Annotated in this window: 15 protein-coding genes; 1 reads left to right on the forward strand and 14 read right to left on the reverse strand. The window is 64.8% G+C overall.

The window, feature by feature from the left end; translation table 11 throughout:
* Positions 1 to 21 precede the first annotated feature (21 nt).
* The 12 genes from AC3FKH_RS30860 to AC3FKH_RS30915 form a co-directional block, all read right to left on the reverse strand.
* A complete protein-coding gene (locus AC3FKH_RS30860) occupies positions 22 to 1032 on the reverse strand; it encodes a Bug family tripartite tricarboxylate transporter substrate binding protein (RefSeq protein ID WP_488679489.1) in 1011 nt (336 codons plus the stop codon).
* A gap of 86 nt (positions 1033 to 1118) precedes the next feature.
* On the reverse strand, positions 1119 to 2213 hold the full coding sequence (locus AC3FKH_RS30865) for a Bug family tripartite tricarboxylate transporter substrate binding protein (protein WP_488679490.1): 1095 nt from the start codon (positions 2211 to 2213) through the stop codon (positions 1119 to 1121).
* 283 nt (positions 2214 to 2496) lie between these two features.
* Positions 2497 to 3411 carry a LysR family transcriptional regulator gene (locus tag AC3FKH_RS30870; RefSeq protein WP_483712456.1) on the reverse strand — a complete coding sequence of 305 codons (915 nt, stop codon included), beginning with the start codon at positions 3409 to 3411 and terminating at the stop codon, positions 2497 to 2499.
* Between the two features lie 65 nt (positions 3412 to 3476).
* Entirely contained in the window at positions 3477 to 4310 is an 834-nt protein-coding gene (locus AC3FKH_RS30875; RefSeq protein ID WP_488679491.1) for an amidohydrolase family protein, read from the reverse strand.
* A gap of 40 nt (positions 4311 to 4350) precedes the next feature.
* The gene (locus AC3FKH_RS30880) at positions 4351 to 5034 is read right to left on the reverse strand and encodes a fumarate hydratase C-terminal domain-containing protein (RefSeq protein ID WP_488679492.1); all 684 of its coding nucleotides are present in this window, start codon (positions 5032 to 5034) and stop codon (positions 4351 to 4353) included.
* Complete coding sequence (locus AC3FKH_RS30885) at positions 5028 to 5963, reverse strand: fumarate hydratase (RefSeq protein ID WP_488679493.1); 936 nt, start codon at positions 5961 to 5963, stop codon at positions 5028 to 5030. The genes AC3FKH_RS30880 and AC3FKH_RS30885 overlap by 7 nt, the downstream gene beginning before the upstream one ends.
* 12 nt (positions 5964 to 5975) lie before the next feature.
* The gene (locus AC3FKH_RS30890) at positions 5976 to 7724 is read right to left on the reverse strand and encodes an L-aspartate oxidase (RefSeq protein WP_483712460.1); all 1749 of its coding nucleotides are present in this window, start codon (positions 7722 to 7724) and stop codon (positions 5976 to 5978) included.
* The gene (locus tag AC3FKH_RS30895; RefSeq protein ID WP_211957183.1) at positions 7725 to 8072 is read right to left on the reverse strand and encodes a succinate dehydrogenase/fumarate reductase transmembrane subunit; all 348 of its coding nucleotides are present in this window, start codon (positions 8070 to 8072) and stop codon (positions 7725 to 7727) included.
* Complete coding sequence (locus AC3FKH_RS30900; RefSeq protein WP_488679494.1) at positions 8069 to 8404, reverse strand: succinate dehydrogenase; 336 nt, start codon at positions 8402 to 8404, stop codon at positions 8069 to 8071. The genes AC3FKH_RS30895 and AC3FKH_RS30900 overlap by 4 nt, the downstream gene beginning before the upstream one ends.
* A 2-nt stretch (positions 8405 to 8406) precedes the next feature.
* A complete protein-coding gene (locus tag AC3FKH_RS30905) occupies positions 8407 to 9138 on the reverse strand; it encodes a succinate dehydrogenase/fumarate reductase iron-sulfur subunit (protein WP_483712463.1) in 732 nt (243 codons plus the stop codon).
* Between the two features lie 23 nt (positions 9139 to 9161).
* Complete coding sequence (locus AC3FKH_RS30910; protein WP_488679495.1) at positions 9162 to 10793, reverse strand: thiamine pyrophosphate-binding protein; 1632 nt, start codon at positions 10791 to 10793, stop codon at positions 9162 to 9164.
* A gap of 159 nt (positions 10794 to 10952) precedes the next feature.
* Entirely contained in the window at positions 10953 to 11918 is a 966-nt protein-coding gene (locus AC3FKH_RS30915; protein WP_488679496.1) for a LysR family transcriptional regulator, read from the reverse strand.
* 185 nt (positions 11919 to 12103) lie between these two features.
* Here AC3FKH_RS30915 and AC3FKH_RS30920 point away from each other — a divergent pair, with 185 nt between their 5' ends.
* Positions 12104 to 13618: a CoA-acylating methylmalonate-semialdehyde dehydrogenase gene (locus tag AC3FKH_RS30920; RefSeq protein WP_488679497.1), complete on the forward strand. Its 1515-nt coding sequence runs from the start codon at positions 12104 to 12106 to the stop codon at positions 13616 to 13618.
* A 674-nt stretch (positions 13619 to 14292) separates the two neighbouring features.
* Here AC3FKH_RS30920 and AC3FKH_RS30925 read toward each other — a convergent pair.
* Together AC3FKH_RS30925 and AC3FKH_RS30930 are read right to left on the reverse strand one after the other, a co-directional pair.
* Complete coding sequence (locus AC3FKH_RS30925; RefSeq protein WP_488679529.1) at positions 14293 to 16095, reverse strand: methyl-accepting chemotaxis protein; 1803 nt, start codon at positions 16093 to 16095, stop codon at positions 14293 to 14295.
* 92 nt (positions 16096 to 16187) lie between these two features.
* Complete coding sequence (locus AC3FKH_RS30930) at positions 16188 to 17294, reverse strand: porin (RefSeq protein WP_488679498.1); 1107 nt, start codon at positions 17292 to 17294, stop codon at positions 16188 to 16190.
* Between the last annotated feature and the right edge of the window lie 74 nt (positions 17295 to 17368).

The following is a 17368-nucleotide window of genomic DNA, read 5'->3' on the forward strand; positions in this document are numbered from 1 at the left end:
GCTCTTGTTGTCGTCGTCACGCTATTGCACCTTGATACCTACGCTGCGGGCCAGCGACTGGTACGTCGCAAAGCTCTCCGAAACATACCTGGTGGTCTCTTCGGGCGTCAGGACGCGCGGTATGCCGCCATATGTCGCGTTGGCGGAGATCCAGCGAGCATCGCCCGCCGCCGCCTTCAGTACGCCGGCCCACTTCCTGACGATGTCCGGCGACAGCTTCGGCGGGCCGTACAGCGCGCTCCAGCCAATCACCGCTTCCAGCTTCGGGAAGCCAGCCTCGCGCACGGTCGGCACATCCGGAAGCTGCTTGAGCCGCTCCGGCGTGGTGGTCACCAGCGCGCGCAGCTTGCCGCCCGACAGCTGGCCCGACACGGAGCTGAGGTTGGGGCAGCTGAAATCGACCTCCTTCGAGATCACGGCGAGCGCCGCCTCGCTGCCGCCCTTGTAGTTCACGCTGACCGCATCTGCCGGCTTGAGATTCAGGCTTTGCAGCAGCAACTGCGGCGCAAGGTTCAGCACGGTGGCCGGGCCCGATGCGCTGTAGTTCAGCTTGCCGGGATGCGCCTGCAGTTCGGCTGCAAGATCCGCGATGGTCTTGTACTTCGATTCCGGATGTACGACGCAGACCACCGGGTTCAGTTCAAGCAGGCCGATAAACGTGAAGTCGTTCCACTTGTACTGAAGCCCCGAATCCTGGATCGCGGGAAGCAGCACCTGCGAGCCAACCCTGGCCAGCAGCAGCGTATAGCCATCCGGCGCCGCGTCCTTCGCCACCTGCGAGCCGATGGCGCCGTTGGCGCCGGGCCGGTTCATCACCACGACCGGTTGCCCGAGCATGGTGGAGGCCGTGACCGACAGGTTGCGCGCGGACTGGTCCGCATCACCGCCTGCGCTGAACGGCACGACGATCGTGACCGGCCGGCTGGGGTACTGTTGCGTGGTCTGCGCAGAGGCAGGCAGCGCCGTGACAACACTGGCCATTGCCATGCCAGGCATGGCAAACCGCATGAGCCTGCGAAACATTGGATCCATGACGCTTGTCTCCGTTTCCGGACGGCGGCGGCTCAGGCGCCACCAGCCAGCCAACTGTGGTTACGCTCTGAATCGGACCGCCACGCTCAGTTGGCCGAGATCTTCCGCCTTGCCACCAGCACCTTCCAGCGGCCCGATTCCTGCGCGATCTCCTCGACCAGGCGGCCATTCGGCGACAGTGTCTTGGTCATGCCTTGTGCGGCAAGGTAGCGCTGCATGCTGGGCTCCGACACCGCACGTTCGAGATCGGCATACATCTTTGCGGTCAGGTCTTTCGAGGTGCCCGCGGGCGCCATCAGCGCGAACCAGCCATAGAAGCTGAAGCCCGGCAGTCCGGCTTCGGCCACCGTCGGCACGTCGGGCAGCAGCGGCGAGCGCTCCCTGCCCGTCACGGCCAGCGCGCGCAGGCGGTTCCCCTTGAGCAGCGGCGAGATGCCATTGATATTGCCCACGGTCATGTCGATCACGCCGGCCATCAGGTCCGCATAGGCCGGGCCATCCCCCTTGTACGGCACGTGCACGACCTCCATGCCGGCGGCCTCGGCAAATGCCTCGCTCGCGATATGGACCTGGCTGCCGTTGCCCGCCGAGCCAAAGGTAAGCTTGCCGGGATTGGCCTTCGCATAGCTGATGAGTTCCGCCACGGTCTTGGCCGGGACCTTGGTGTTGACGGTAACGACCATCGGGCCGCTGGCCACCTTGCTGATCATCTCGAAGCTCTGCGTGGAATACGGCAGCTTGTGGTAGATGTACGGATTCACCGTGAACATGCTGCCCGAAGCCAGCAGCAGCGTGTAGCCGTCGGCTGCCGACTTGGCGACGACTTCCGCGCCGACGGCACCGCCGGCGCCGGGACGGTTGTCCACCACCACGGGCTGCTTCCATTGCTTGCCCAACTCCAGCGCCAGCGCACGTGCAAGCAGGTCGGTGGCGCCGCCCGATGCAAACGGCACGACCAGGCGGACCGGCTTGTTCGGCCATTCCTCCGCATGTGCCGGCGTCATGTACAGCGGTGCGATGGCAAAGGCGAACATGGCTACCGCCGTTGAACCCGCGTGACGCCTGGCGTCCGCGCCGCCACGCAGTTCCTCGAAAATGGGATTCGCGCGCAAGCGATGCAGCCATTGCCGTGCGTGTCCCTGCCAATGCCTGAGTGCGCTTCCAATGCCAAGTCGTGTCATCGCTGTCTCCTTTGTGGTGCCGCTGTCCGTCGCGGCTATCGTGTGCAACGCATTGTGTTCAATCGAGGCTAATAAATAGTTTCCTTAAACAAAAACCGAATCTTTTTGTGAGTATCACCAGTTAAACTGGTTGATTAAATTTAATTTTCAAAAACAAAAATCCATCCTGCATTTAAATCAAATGCAGGCTATCGATCTGACCTGACGTTCCTCTTCGACTATCCGCTTCGATGCAGCACAGCCGTCATCGCTGTCCCAGCGGAAAAGCGCACCGTCGCCATCGCTAACGCTTGCGCACCAGGCGGGGCCGGGTGTCATCGGGCGCGCTGGCCGGCTCGGTGACGGCCGTCAGCGCATCGAGCAGCAGCCGCGACAGGTGCGCGCGCGGGTTGTCGCGCGGCACCAGGATGCCGAGGCGGCGCATCAGCGGCGGCGATCCGAACGGGATGGTACGGATCGACGCCGGGAATTCATTCTCCACGCCGCGCGCGGGCACCACCGAGGAGCCAAGACCGTTCGCAACCATGCAGATGACACCTTCCAGCGTGTCGATCTCCATGGTCGACCGCACCGCAATCTGCCGGCGCACCATTTCTTCCTGGACCAGGAATCCCACGCGCGCCGTGCGATTGAAGCGCACATACGGCGTCGTTTCGAGCACGCCCTTGTCCGAGTCGCCACGCGTGGTGACATGCGTGATGACGACAAACTCCTCATTGAAGAACGGCGTGAACTCCAGGTCCAGGCGCGGCACTTCGGGCTCGGTCACTACCGCGACATCGAGCTGGCGCCGTTGCACGGCGCGCTCCAGGTCGTGCGTCAGCCCCGTGGTCAGGTGGATGTCAAGGCGATGCCCCTGCTGCTGCAGCCGTTTCAGCGCGAGCGGCAGCAGGCCGGACACGCAGGTGTGCACCGAGCCGAGCTTGAGCACGCCGCCCGCCGCTTCGCGCTTGAGCGCCGCGCTCATGCTTTCCCAGTGGGTCAGCAGGTCGCGCGCACGGTTGGTGAAGGCGAGCCCGGCATCCGTGAGGATCGGCGGCCTGCGGCTGCGGTCGAAGATGGTCATGCCCAGTTCTTCCTCCAGCGCGCGCATCTGCATGCTCACGGCGGACAGCGACAGGCCGATCGCATTGCCCGCTTCGGCGAAGCTGCCGCGATCCGCGATGGCGACCAGGGTGTAGAGCGTCTTGACGTCCATATTCGACTCGATATCAGGGGGTTCGGTGCGCCGTCATTGTGCCGCACGGACGCACGCCACGTGCCCTAAATCCCAAGCAGGCGGCGCGCGTTGCCGCCCATGACCTTCTCCATGTTCTCCGCACGGATCGGCAGTGTTTCGAACCACTGCTTGTAGTCGCGCACCGGGCAGAACGGGAACGAGCTGGCGTACAGCATCCGGTCGGCCAGGAAGGTATCGGCCGCCTTCACATACTCTTCCCAGCCCGGCATCCTGGAGAAATACATATCCGGCGACAGGTACAGGTTCGGCCGGCGAAACGCGATGTGGAGAATCTCCGTGACCCACGGCCAGCCGCCATGCACCACCACGACCTTGAGCCTCGGGAAATCGGTAAGCACGCGGTCCGTGCGTATCGGGTCCGAGTAGCTCAGGTCCGGGCCCGCAGTGCCGCCCACCATCAGGATCACCGGCACGTCGAAGTCTTCGCAGTGCCCGTAGATCGGGTACAGGCGGCGATCGTCTGCGTACATTGGTATCGGGTACGAGCCCGGCTCGATGTTGATGGCCTTGAAGCCGCCCGCGACGGCATTCGAAATGGTTTTGCATGCCAACACGCGATCGGTCGGATCGATGGACGCCGCGCCGATGAACCGCCCGGGGTAGTCGCGCACGATGCGCGCCACGTCGTCGTTCGATACGCTGCCCAGCGTGCCGGCAAGGCGCCCGACGACAACGCCCTGGTCGACGCCGGCCGCATCCATCTCCTGCATCAGCAGGCCCATCGACTGCTGCTGCGCGGCCGGTGACGGCTCGAAGCCGACCGTGCGCGTGAAGCCGTCGCGGCGTTCGCCGGCCGAGTACATCAGGGTGTTCAGGAAGCCGCCTAGTGGCGGCCGCAGTCGGAAATCGATGATCATGTCCGTTCCTTGCCAGTGCCTGTATGTGGGAGTGCTGGAGCTACATCACTTCATTCTTGCGGTCGTCGGTCTCGCCGTAGCGATGCAGCGCGGGCGGCTTGAGCCCGGCGTAGAGCTTCTCGATGCCGGCGTTGATGATCTCGGCGTGCTGCGCAAAGAGCGAGTTGCCGTCCAGGTCGCTCTCGACGATGAACGGGCCGAAGTTCTCGACCTCGAACATCCACATCGCCTGCGCGATGCCAAGCTCGTCCAGCCAGAACACATCGCGCACGCGCTTGATGCCGCGGCCCAGCAGCGCGCCCGTGCCGTATCCGACCGTCGTCAGGTAGACCGCGCCGCCGGGCGCGAGCACGCGCTTGTAGTCGTCGGCGGGCATCCCGCCCTTGCCGATGAAGATGCGGCAGCCAGTCTGTTCCATCCATTTCGGAATCCACTTCGAGAAGCGGAAGCTGGCGGTGGCGGTCACCGCGCCCACGTTGTAGCCGCCATGGCCATCGGGCGCGGCAGCCGGCGAGCAGTGGAAGTTGACGTTGCTGAGGCCACGCAGCTCGACCGGTGGCTCAAGTCCCTCGTCGAGCACCTTCTTGTAGACACCCTCTCGCGCGGTGTAGATCACGCCGTTCAGGTAGACCGCGGCGCCCAGTTCCAGGCGGGCAATGTCTTCCGTGGTGGCAGGCAGGTTGATATGGAAGACCTTCAGGTCATCGTCTTGCGGGCTTACCATTCGACTGTCTCCCTGCGCAGGTAAGGGGTGAACCACTGCGGGTCGGTGCGGTATTCGATCTCGCCGCCCGCGTGGATGCGTGCCGTGGCGCGCCGCGACGACAGGCAGAACGTATGCAGGCTGATGGGCATGCCGCCCGTGTGGGTATGGCCGACCTCGATGTGGCAATCGACCACCATCGACGAGCCGACAAACCCCATGGCTCCCATGCCAATCGAGTTGCCGAGCTTCATCAGTTCCAACTCCAGCTCGGCGATCTTCGGGTCGGGGTTGCGGTCACCGACCACGCGCAGGCAGGCCGCCTGCTTGCCGAGCTGCATGCAGGTGTCCTTGGAGCCGCCCAGCCCGATGCCCACGATGGCCGGCTGACACGCCAGGCCGCGCTTGCCGAACGCGATCAGCGTATCGAGCACGAAGCGCTTGATGCCGTCGATGCCGTCACCGGGGAACAGCATGCGGTAGTCGGTGCCGAACAGGCCGCCCTTGTGCACGGTGGTGATCTCGACCCAGTCGGCATCCGGCTCGAACGACCATTCGATCTCCGGCGCGTTGATGCCGACGTTGTTGTTGTTGTCGGTGCGCCAGAGCGGATGCACGCGGTTCGGGCGCAGCGGCACGGCCAGCGTCGCGTCGGCGGTCGCCTTGCGCAGCGCCCGCTCGACCGCGACAAAGCCGCGCTGGACCGCTGCTTCGTTGCCGACCTTCACGTAGTAGCGCGGCAGCCCGGTGTCCGCGCACATCGGGCGGCGGTCCTCGTCGGCGGCTTCCCAGTTGTCCTGCATCGCGTGGATGACGAAGCGCGGCAGCTTGCCGGTCTCGGTCTTCTGCAGGGCCTGGATGCCTTGCTTGTAGTCCTTGGGGATCTCGATCGCGGCGCGTTTCATGATCTCGAACGCGGCTTCCTCGATCCGATCGATGGAAATGGTCATCGTAGCGGTCCTTTATGCGGCAACTTTCGGGGGTTGGCCTGCCTCGCCAGTGATCAGCGACGTGCCGGGCCGGACAATATCGAACTTGACGGGGACCATCTCCAGGCGGAGATCGTCACCATCGGCGCTCACGCGGGTGTAGCGGCTGCCGTGCAGGTCGCCCGCCTCGGGGAAGTCTTCGCGGAAATGCGCGCCGCGGCTGTTCTCGCGTGCCAGCGCGGAGACCGTGATCACGCGCGACATGTCCACCAGGCTTTGCAGGTTCAGCCAGTCGTGCCAGGTCACGTTGTAGCGCCGGTCGCCGTCGGGCACGCCAATGGCCATCAACGCACGCTGGTGCGACGCGACCGATTCGAGCCCACGCTGCATCGCCGCCTCATGGCGCAGCACGCCAACGTCGTCCCACATCGTCTGCGCGAGCGCGTCGCGCAGTTCGTGGATTGCGCCCGCCGGCTTCGAGAACGGATACTCGGCGCGCGCGATGCCATCGGCGATCACGCGGCGGTCCGGCTCCTTCCATTGCTTCACGCCCGGGACATAAGCCGCCATGGCGTCGCCCGCGATGCCGCCGAAGACCGTCGAGTTCGCCACGCCGTTGCCGCCGAGACGGTTCGCGCCGTGGACGCCGCCGCAGTCCTCGCCAGCGGCGAACAGTCCCGGCGACGCGGTGCTGCAATCCACATTGAATTCGACACCGCCCATCAGGTAGTGAGCGGTAGGCACCACCTCAACCCTGCCGCCCGCAAGATCGAAGCCGCAGTCGCTGCAGCGGTTGACCATGCCCGGGAAGGTCTTTGCCACCTTCTCCGGCCCGAGATGGCTCATCTGTATGTAGACGCCGCCCATCGGTCCGGTCCGGCCGGCGCGCATCTCGGCGTAGATGCCGCGGCTGACCACGTCGCGCGTGGCGCGTTCGCCGCGTGCGTCGTAGTTGGTCATGAAGCGGTCGCCGTCGCCGTTGAGCAGCCAGCCGCCCGCGCCGCGCAGGCCTTCTTCCAGCACCGTGCCCGTCATGCGCGTATCGGGGCCGCCGAGCAGGCCGGTCGGATGGAACTGCACCATCTCCATGTCGCGCAGGCTCAGGCCATAGCGCATCGCCATGGCCAGGCCATCGCAGGTCTTGTCGCCCGACGGCGTGTGATAGCGATACATCGTCGGACCGGCACCGGTGGCCAGCAGAACAGCCTTGGCCTGCACGAAGCGATAGGTGCCGCGACGCATGTCGATGAACAGCACGCCCGCGATGCCGGAACCGTCCGCGGCAGGAATCAGCTCGATCGCGCGGTGCTCCTCCAGCTCTTCCACATCGAGCGCGCGCACCTGCTCCATCAGCCGGTTGATGATCTCGATGCCGGTAAGGTCGGCCTTGTGCACGGTGCGGTCAAAGCTCTGGCCCGCGAATGCTTTCTGGTGCAGCGTGCCGTCGGGGTTGCGGTCGAAGAAGCAGCCGATTTCGTTTTCAAGTTCGCGCACGCGCTCGACCGCGCCTTCGACGAGACGCCAGGCCAGGTCCTGCCGCGGCAGCCACTTGCCGCCCTCGATCGTGTCCATGAAATGGCGTTCGACCGAATCGCCGGAGGACAGTGCCACGTTGTAGCCGCCCTGCACCATGCGCGTACAGCCGCATTTGCCGAGCAGGCCCTTGACCGCCACCGAGACCTTCAGCGCAGGGTTGGCTTTCTTGGCGTGCAGCGCTGCGAACAGGCCGGCGCCGCCGGTGCCGAGGATCAAAATGTCCGTCTTGTGGTTCTCGATTTGCATTCAGATTACCCCCAGGGCAAAGACCACGCCGACCAGCAGCGACAGCGCGCCGCCCCAGCCGATCCACGACAGCCGTGCGTCGCGCGTGGAACTCCACGGCAACAGTTCCAGCGCCAGCAGCCGCAGGCCGAAGCACATATGAATGGACAGCAGCAGCACCAGCCCCCACTCCCCGAACTTCACCGCGCCCATGTCGGCGAACTTCAGGAAGGCGTCCATACGGGCACGCTGGTCCAGCGCAAGGCCGAGCACATAGAAATGCGCGGGAAGAAAGAGGCCGAGCGCGAGCCCCGAAAGCCGATGGCCCAGGAACGCCCAGTACGCGCGATGATTGCGTGGCGACTTCATGACCAGAACCCTCCTACTGCCGCCACCGCGCGCAGTCCCATGGCAAGCAGCAGCAGGCCGAACAGCAGGCACGCCACCGATGCGCCGCTGCGGCTCAGCCGCGCCCATTCGATCAGGATGTTGCGCAGGCCGATCGGCACATGGACCGCGACGCTGAGCACGAACAGCGAATAGAACGGAATCCAGATCCAGCTGCCCTGCGTGCGCGAGAGGATCTCTGCCGCCGTCAGGCCGCCGCGCACCGCATAGAGGATGACGCCCAGGTGCACCAGCACGAACGGCGCCATGATCATGGCCGTGAGACGCTGCAGGGCAAAGAGACGCTGCTCCATGATCAGCCTCCCTTCAGGAACTGCAGCAGCGCGTTCTTCTTCAGGCCCGCGATGCTGCCCGTCGGGCTCAGGCTGACCGGGCAGTGCGTCATGCAGTTGCCCTGCGTATGACAGGCATTGCAGCCGCTGCCGGAGGTGGCCTTGCGCAGCACGTCCTTGGGGTCGGCGTGCCGTTCGTCGTTGAACAGCGTCCAGGCGCGATTCAGCGCGGCCGGGCCGAGGTATTCCTTGTCCCACGACACCACGTCGCAGGCCGCATAGCAGACCCCGCAGTTGATGCATTCGATCGCGGCGTCGGCCATCTTGCGCTTGCGGCTGGCCGGCGAGACGGCGGCCGGCGGATCGTCGCGCGTGGCCGTGCCGACGAAGGTATTGCCGGCCTTCTTCCACTTGTCGAAGAACTCCGACATATCGACCACGAGATCCTTGATGCGCGGCATATTGCGCAGCGGCTCGATCACGATCACGCCGTCCTCTTCCACGCGGCTCACGTGCGTGCGGCAGGTCCAGCGCGGACGGCCGTTGACGGTCATCGCGCAGGAGCCGCACACGCCCACGCGGCACGCGAAGCGGTAGGACAGCGTCGGATCGAGGCGGCGCTGCACCTCGGTGACCACATCCAGCACGGTCTGGTTTTCACGCCATGGCACCTCGTAGGTGGTGAAACTGCCCGCTTCGGTGCCGCGTGCAATGCGTACCGTGAGCATGCGCTGCGCGGCCTTGGTCGCCTCCATCACTGTCTCCCCCTTCGTGTCGTTCAATGCGCCGATGCGCCGGCCTGGTTGCGCGCGAATACCGGCGCCGGCTCGCCTTCCATGCGGACGTTGATGCAGGCGGGCTTGCCGCTGCCGAGCGCTGCCTGCAGCGCAGGCGCCAGCGCATCGATGCGTTCTACGAAGGCACCAAATCCGCCCAGTCCGGCTACTGCCGCGTCGTAGCGTGCCGCGGCGCTCAGCCCGCAGCCGATCAGCCGGTCTTCGCCGTAGGTGCGTTGCTGGATCACGTGTTCCGCGTTCCAGCGCAGGTCGTTGCCGATCACGGCAATGACGCCGGCCTGTTCGCGTACCGCGGTGTCGAATTCGGAAAGATGGAAGCCGGCGGTGCCATCGCCCATCAGCAGGACGACCGTGGCCTCGGGCCGGGCGATCTTCGCGGCAATGGCGTAGCAGATGCCGCCGCCGATCGCGCCCGACACGCCGTTGATGATCCGCGTCGGCGCGGTGCAGAACGCCTGCGCCCACTGGCCGAACTCGCCGCCATCGCAGACGAGGATGGGTTCGGGTACACCGTTGAGGAATTGATTGACGGTTTCGCACAAGGCGCGTGGATGGATATCCGGTTTCGATCCGGCCGGCGCCTGCCCGCGTTCCCGCCGCGCGGCGTCAACACGCTCCATCCACGCAAGGCGATCCTGCCCGGGCGCTCGCGATGCTTGCTCCAGCCGCTCAAGTGCGACGGACACATCCGCCACGCAGCGCGCGGCAAGGCGGTCGCCGAGCAGCCTTTCCGCGCGGCGCAGCATGTCCACGTCGGGATCGATCGCCACGACCCGCGCCGTCTTGCCAAAGACGTTCTCGCGGCCAAATCCGACCGTGAAGTCGAGGCGCTTGCCGAGCAGGACGATCAGGTCGGATTCCGCGACGACCTCGGCAATCGCGCCCAGTGACGGATCACGCAATCCGCGCGGGCTTTCCATCGGCACGATCGGCGCGTTCAAGGCCTGGCTATGTGCCGGCAGCGCCCGGCGATTGCGGTCCCGGCACAGCGTGGGTCCCGCAAGAATCAGCGGCCGGCGTGCCTGGCCCAGCAACTGCGCGATGGTCTCGATGGTGCTCGCGGCCGGCTCCACCGGTTTTGCATCGGGCATCTGCGGTGGCAGCGCATCGAGGCCGGATTCGCGCGTCATCAGGTCAAACGGGAGTGCCAGGTGAACCGGGCCGCGACGATCAGCCATTGCCGTCGACGCGGCGGTGTCCAGCGTGGAGACGAGCGAGCGGGCATCGGTCACGCGCTTGGACCATTTGGTCAGTGGCGCGGTCATGGCCGCCTGGTCCAGTTCCTGGAACGCACCCATGCCGTCTTCGGCCACGGACGAGTCGCCCGACAGCACCAGCACGGCGCTTTCGGCCTGCGACGCGGAGAACAGTGGCGCAATACCGTTGGCGATACCCGGCGCGGCCGTCAGCAGCGCCACGCCGAGTTCGCCCGTGACCTGCGACCACGCATCGGCCATGAATACCGCTGCGGCTTCATGGCGGACGTGGACGATGCGGATGCCGGCATCGATGCACGCGTCGTAGAGCGGCATGATCTGGTTGCCGGACAGGCTGAAGAGCGTGCTGACACCGCGGCGTGCGAGCGCCCGAATGACGAGTTCCGAACCGAGCATTTGTCTCCGTACCCGACCGTTCTGTTCCGGCCGTGGTCTTCCGTGGTTGGGTTGAATAAAGTTTAAGTAATCGAAATTCCTGAATCAATTGGATATAAGTTGATATTTTTTGAAGTTAAGACCGCAATGTGATCTTTGAACATCTCATTGCGATCGACCTCAGACCTGTGCGGGTGGGCGGAACGCAAACCCCTGCGAGAACGACTCCCTCAGGTACTCGACCAGCACCTGTGAAACCCGCGACGCGTGTGCTGAGTACGGCCGGATGGCATAGAGCCAGTCGCCGAATGCACCGGTCGCGCGCCACTGCGGCAGCAGTTCGACCAGCCTTCCACTTTCCAGCGCTGACTGCGCGCTGAAGTCCGGCAGCAGCGCGATGCCGAGGCCTTCAATGGCGGCATCCCGCAACGCCTCGCTGTTGTTGACGGCGAGCGGACCGGCGACGGGGACCGTGACCGGATCGGCATGCCCCGCGCCCGCGTCCGGCGATTCCGGCACGAAGGTCCATGTGGCGGTGCCTTGCCGGCGGGGGTAGTGCAGGCAGGCGTGATCGGCCAGTGCCTGCGGCGATTCGGGCGCGCTTCGGGCCCTGAGATACGAACGGCTGGCCACCAGCACCGTGCGCGTGGCGGCCAGCGTCCAGGCGACATGGGTTTCGGGGGGCGTGGAGGTGTGCCGTACAGCAATGTCGAAGCCTTCCTGCGCGAGCGGGCGCAGGCGGTCGGACATGTCCAGCTCGACCTGGATCTGCGGATAGCGGCGCAGAAATTCGGGCAGCAGCGGCACCAGTTGCTGCCTGGAAAACGCTACCGGCGCGGTGACGCGCAAGAAGCCGCGCGGGGCGCCGGCCAGGTCACGGACATTGGCGTAGCCCGTGGCGATCTGCTCGAAGGCGCCGCGCATCGAATCGACCAGTTGCCGGCCGGCATCCGTCAGCGTGGCGCTGCGCGTGGTGCGCTGCACGAGCATGATGCCGGCTGCCTTTTCGAGGTCGGCGATGTGCTGGCTCATCGACGCCTTGCTGACGCCGAGCCGCGCGGCGGCCTTGCTGAAGCTACCCTGCTGCTGGAGTACGACCAGCCAGTGCAGGTGCTCCCAGAGTTCCTCTACGTTGGCTTTTGTCATATGGAGACTCCTTTCACATCACTTATAAGTGCCTATAGTTCGTGCCTATAGCATGCCAGTATCTAAAAATCCTGAACAGTGAATTCGCCCGCGGGTGGCTAGCCGCGACTCGCGTGCTTTCCTACACTCGCCTCGTTCCCAGACACGGCGGCCTTGCCGGCTCGCCAGACCGCACAGGAGATTCCATGACCGCGCCTTACAACGACTCCGCAGACGTGATCCACTTTGTTTCCGGCGAACGCTTCGCGGGTTCGGGCACGCGCTCGCAGGCCGTGTTCAATCCGGCTACTGGTGCGGTGGCGCGGCAAGTCCGGCTCGGCACGGTCGAGGACGTCGACGCCGCGGTCGCCAGCTCGCTGGCGGCATTCCCCAAGTGGGCCGACACGCTGCCGATCCGCCGCGCCCGCGTCATGCTGAAGTTCCTGGAACTGATGAACCAGCACAAGGACGAGCTGGCCGCCATCATCACGGCCGAGCACGGCAAGGTATTGAGCGACGCCGCCGGCGAAGTCAGCCGCGGCATCGACATCATCGAGTTCGCCTGCGGCATTCCGCAGCTGCTCAAGGGCGATTTCACCGACCAGGTCTCGACCGGCATGGACAACTGGACGCTGCGCCAGCCGTTGGGCGTGGTGGCCGGCATCACGCCGTTCAACTTCCCTTGCATGGTGCCGTGCTGGATGTTCCCGGTGGCGATCGCGGCCGGCAACTGCTTCATCCTGAAGCCGAGCGAGCGCGATCCTTCGGCATCGCTGTTCATGGCCGCGCTGCTCAAGCAGGCGGGCCTGCCCGATGGCGTGTTCAACGTCGTGCAGGGCGACAAGACGGTGGTTGACGCGTTGCTCCACCACGCCGATGTCAAGGCAGTGAGCTTCGTCGGCTCCACGCCGATCGCCAACTACATCTACGAGACCGGCGCGCGGCTGGGCAAGCGCGTGCAGGCGCTGGGCGGCGCCAAGAACCACATGGTGGTGATGCCAGACGCCGATATCGATCAGGCCGTGGATGGGCTTATCGGTGCGGCCTACGGCTCTGCCGGCGAGCGTTGCATGGCGATCTCGGTCGCGGTGCTGGTTGGCGACGTGGCCGACAAGATCCTGCCGAAGCTGGAAGCCCGTGCGCGGGAGCTGGTGATCCGCAACGGCATGGATGCGGCGGCCGAGATGGGACCGGTCGTCACTGGGCAGGCGCTCGAACGCATCGAGAACTACATTGCGCTGGGTGTGGAAGAAGGCGCGAAGCTGGTGGTCGATGGCCGCAACTACAAGGTGCCGGGGCACGAGCAAGGCTTCTTTACCGGTGGCACGCTGTTCGACAACGTCACGCCTGACATGCGCATCTACAAGGAGGAGATCTTCGGCCCGGTGCTGTCATGCGTGCGCGTGGACGATTTTGCGCAGGCGGTGAAGCTGGTTAATGACCATGAGTTTGGCAACGGCGTGGCTTGCTATACGCGTGATGGCCAGGTCGCGCGCGAATTCGCGCGCCGGATCGAGGTCGGAATGGTCGGCATCAACGTGCCGATCCCGGTGCCGATGGCCTGGCACGGCTTTGGCGGCTGGAAGCGCTCGCTGTTCGGCGACATGCACGCGTATGGGGAGGAAGGCGTGCGGTTTTATACGCGGCAGAAGAGTGTCATGCAGCGGTGGCCGGATGATACGACGCGGGGGGCGGAGTTTGCGATGCCTACGGCGAAGTAAGAAACCTTTGCGGGCCTCGCTGGCAATGACTGGGGTGTCGCTCTTGGCTGGCGCCGCTGTTTCGCCGGCGTAGCCGGCGGCGGCTCTCTGGCATCGACCGTGTTCTCGTTCTTGGCAGGCGCTGCTGTTTCGCCGGCGTAGCCGGCGGGGACTCTCTGGCATCGACCGTGTTCTCGTTCTTGGCAGGCGCTGCTGTTTCGCCGGCGTAGCCGGCGGGGACTCTCTGGCATCGACCGTGTTCTCGTTCTTGGCAGGCGCTGCTGTTTCGCCGGCGTAGCCGGCGACCTACTTTCTTGTCCGAGCGACAAGAAAGTAGGCAAAGAAACGCGTCGCTTACCCTAACGGGCGAATATTGATCATAGTGTGCGAAGAATTTCGTACGGGTATGAACTTCATAGTCTGCCCGGCTGCCTGCCGCGTGGAGCGCGTGCGAATGCAGGCTCTCACACAATGATTGAACGAGCCCCGAAACTGTCCGTGGCCCGACAATGTCCGCGTTGTCGCATCATCGCCTTCGGCTGCTGCGCGGCTCAGTAGTCGGTTGGCGGGACGACATCAACGGCGCAAATGCTCGTGCTTCCCTTCCCCCTCTGTCATTCCCCTTTGGTCTTCACCGTGCGCGCAGCGCAGCCGTGGCGTCCGACCGATGTGCGGTTAGTAAGAGCCAGTGCCGGCTACGCCGGCCCAAGCCTAAACTCACCCACCGCCTCCGCCAACGTATGAGCCTGCTCATTCAACAGCGATGACGCCGCTGTAGCCTGCTCCACCAACGCCGCGTTCTGCTGCGTCGCCTGCTCCATCTCCTCCACAGCCTGGTTGATCTGGCTGATCCCCGTGGCCTGTTCCCCCATTGACGCGCTGATCTCCCCGATCAGCGAAGTAACGCGACGAATGCCATCGTCGATTTCCTTCATCGCCTCCCCCGCCGCCTGCACGCGTTGCGCGCCCGACTGAACGCTGAGATCGGAAGCCTCGATCAACGCCTTGATCTCTTTCGCAGCCGTCGCGCAGCGATGAGAAAGCCCACGCACTTCATTCGCCACCACCGCAAAGCCCTTCCCATGCTCACCGGCGCGCGCCGCTTCCACCGACGCATTCAGCGCCAGGATATTGGTCTGGAACGCGATGCCATCGATAACCCCAATAATCTCTACGATCTTCGCGGAAGACTGCGCGATGTCCGCCATGGTCGCCACCACATCGGACACCACCGTACCGCCCCGCGCAGCGGCCTCGCTCGCGGATGAGGCAAGACGCGTGGCCTGCACCGTCGCCTCAGCGGATCGCCTCACGGAACCCGTCAGCTCGGACAGCGAAGCGACCGTCTCCTCCAGATTGCTGGCTGCCATTTCGGTCCGGCGCGACAGGTCCTGATTGCCGGCTTCGATCTCCCGGGTCGCAATCTTCACGGACTCGCTGCCATGGCGAATCCGCAACAACACGCCTCCGAGCTTCTCGACAAAGGTATTGAAAGAGACCGCAATCTGCGTCACCTCGTCACGGCCCGCAGCAGGGAGCCGTTGCGTCAAATCGCCATCACCCGATCCGATCTCGTTCATCGCATCCCGAACGCCCGATAGCCGGCTGAATGCCCGCGCGGTGAGCACGCCGCTCAGCACCGCTGCGACGGCCGCCAACAGCACGATGGCGATGGCCGAGGCCTTGACCACGCTGTCCAGGGCTGCCGTGGCCTCGGCCTTGTCCAGCGCCACCACCAGTTGCCAGCTGGTGCCATGAATCGGCTTGGCGCGCAGCAGCTTGGCCGTGCCATCCAGTTCGACCTCTAGCGGCGTGGTCTCCGTCGCCAGCGACGCCAGCGTCTGCGGCGTCAGCGCCGGCGACAACTCAAGCGCCGGCTTGCGGATGTACTTGTCCTGCGGGTGCGCCAGGATAGTGCCGTCCTTGTCCACCACAAAGCCCAGGCTCTCCGGAGTCGGATGCACCGCGGCAACGACGGCGCGAACGCCATCCAGCGACACGACCGCCGACACCACGCCGTCCAATGCACCGCTACGCACGATCGGCGCTGCAAACGAGACAAAGGGCTTGCCGCTCGCGGCATCGGCGTAGGGCGCGGAGACAATCTGCTTCGCCGCCGCCACGGTTTCCTTGTACCAGGGACGCGCGGTCGGATCGAAGCCTTCCGGCATGCGATCCTTGCTGGCTACGAAGGACTTGTCCTTCCAGCCCGCCGTGGTAATCGGGAATGCGCCGGCCTTCTGCAACTGGCGGACGATGCCTTGCGGATCGCCCGGGGCAATCTGTTCGGCCGCGGCGCTCACCATCGTGGCCTTGGCCGCCACCCACTCATCGAGCGCCAGGCCATGGCCGGTCGCGATGGCGTCGAGATTCTGCTGAATCGTTTCGAGATTGCTGTTGCGGACGATGACATACGTCACGCCAGCCGTCAGTGCCAGGGCCGTCACGACGATGCCAGTGGAGATGGCCTGAATCTTTGAGCGAATGGATGAGAGCATACGAAGATAAGGAGCGCTAAGGATCATGCGGATCGGCGTTGGCGCAAAAAAAGCCGGGAAGAACCGGGCTCATTGCGCAATCTGCCGATCGCTCAGAACTTGTGGCGAACGCCAACTACGGCGCCGAACTGGTTCTTGCCAGGCACCACCTGTTCGCTTGACGATGCGCCCAGCACATCGTTGAACCCGTTCACGCCCAGCCCCGAACGCGGATTGCTGTTCACCGCGTAAGCCATGGTCGCGTACACGTCGGTGCGCTTCGACAGGAGATAGTCGGCCGTCGCAACGAATTGCCACGGGTTGCCGACGTGCGCGTTGGCGAGGTTCTGGTAATACGCCGCGCCGGTCAGCGAGAAGGTCGGCGTCAGCTGATACCCCAGGCCAGCCCACGCAAGGTTTGCATAGGTATTCGCCGCACCGGCAGTCCCCGGCAGCGAAGCGCCGTTGAACGAGCGCGCATAACGGTAGCCGGCATAGAGCTTGGCCGGGCCAAATGCATAGTTGCCGGCAATCGCCGCGCGACGGATCAGCTGGTTGCTGGACAGCGCGGCGGCGGACGACTGGTTGGTCTGGTCGTACACGACACCGACCGACAACGGGCCAGTGGTGTAAGTTGCCAACACCGAATACTCCCGGCCGTTGGTGAAGTTGCCCGGAACCTCCGCGTTGTTGTAGTTGAAGCTGTACAGGCCGGTCACCGTCAGGCCACCGAAGTTGCCGACATACTTGGCCGAGTTGTCCGCGCGCTGGCCAAGCATGAACGGGTCTTGTGCGCCGATGGCGAAGCGCCCTGCGTTGCCCATCGGATCGAATGCTCCAGAGAAATCCCAGAACGGCGACGTGTGGCGTCCCAGGGTCAGTTGGCCCCAGCGGCTTTGCAAGCCGACATATGCGGCGCGGCCAAACAGCCGGCCGCCCTGGGCCATCTTGCCGTCATCCATATTGAAACCGCTCTCCAGCGTATAGATGCCCTTCAGCCCGCCGCCCAGATCCTCTACGCCGCGAAGGCCCCAGCGCGAACCCGACTGGTTGCCCGATTGCATGGCCACCAGGCTGGAACTGTTCTTGGCCGCATTCGGGACGCTGTTCAGGTATTCGATACCGACGTCAACCACGCCGTAAAGCGTCACGCTGGATTGGGCATAAGCGCCAGCCGATGCGAGCAGACCAGCCGAAATGGCGATTAGTTTGAGCTTCATGTCTTCCTTGTTTGGGGGTTTTGCCAATGCGCTGACAAGCGCCGTCCGCGACGGGCGGCGCCTCCTTGTTGTTC

This window comes from Cupriavidus sp. 21MJTG02-4, from assembly GCF_057798975.1.

Bases quoted from the DNA above. Each gene is read 5' to 3' on its own strand.
- AC3FKH_RS30860 (WP_488679489.1), bottom strand. From the start codon at position 1,032: ATGGATCCAATGTTTCGCAGGCTCATGCGGTTTGCCATGCCTGGCATG.
- AC3FKH_RS30865 (WP_488679490.1), bottom strand. From the start codon at position 2,213: ATGACACGACTTGGCATTGGAAGCGCACTCAGGCATTGGCAGGGACAC.
- AC3FKH_RS30870 (WP_483712456.1), bottom strand. From the start codon at position 3,411: ATGGACGTCAAGACGCTCTACACCCTGGTCGCCATCGCGGATCGCGGC.
- AC3FKH_RS30875 (WP_488679491.1), bottom strand. From the start codon at position 4,310: ATGATCATCGATTTCCGACTGCGGCCGCCACTAGGCGGCTTCCTGAAC.
- AC3FKH_RS30880 (WP_488679492.1), bottom strand. From the start codon at position 5,034: ATGGTAAGCCCGCAAGACGATGACCTGAAGGTCTTCCATATCAACCTG.
- AC3FKH_RS30885 (WP_488679493.1), bottom strand. From the start codon at position 5,963: ATGACCATTTCCATCGATCGGATCGAGGAAGCCGCGTTCGAGATCATG.
- AC3FKH_RS30890 (WP_483712460.1), bottom strand. From the start codon at position 7,724: ATGCAAATCGAGAACCACAAGACGGACATTTTGATCCTCGGCACCGGC.
- AC3FKH_RS30895 (WP_211957183.1), bottom strand. From the start codon at position 8,072: ATGAAGTCGCCACGCAATCATCGCGCGTACTGGGCGTTCCTGGGCCAT.
- AC3FKH_RS30900 (WP_488679494.1), bottom strand. From the start codon at position 8,404: ATGGAGCAGCGTCTCTTTGCCCTGCAGCGTCTCACGGCCATGATCATG.
- AC3FKH_RS30905 (WP_483712463.1), bottom strand. From the start codon at position 9,138: ATGGAGGCGACCAAGGCCGCGCAGCGCATGCTCACGGTACGCATTGCA.
- AC3FKH_RS30910 (WP_488679495.1), bottom strand. From the start codon at position 10,793: ATGCTCGGTTCGGAACTCGTCATTCGGGCGCTCGCACGCCGCGGTGTC.
- AC3FKH_RS30915 (WP_488679496.1), bottom strand. From the start codon at position 11,918: ATGACAAAAGCCAACGTAGAGGAACTCTGGGAGCACCTGCACTGGCTG.
- AC3FKH_RS30920 (WP_488679497.1), top strand. From the start codon at position 12,104: ATGACCGCGCCTTACAACGACTCCGCAGACGTGATCCACTTTGTTTCC.
- AC3FKH_RS30925 (WP_488679529.1), bottom strand. From the start codon at position 16,095: ATGCTCTCATCCATTCGCTCAAAGATTCAGGCCATCTCCACTGGCATC.
- AC3FKH_RS30930 (WP_488679498.1), bottom strand. From the start codon at position 17,294: ATGAAGCTCAAACTAATCGCCATTTCGGCTGGTCTGCTCGCATCGGCT.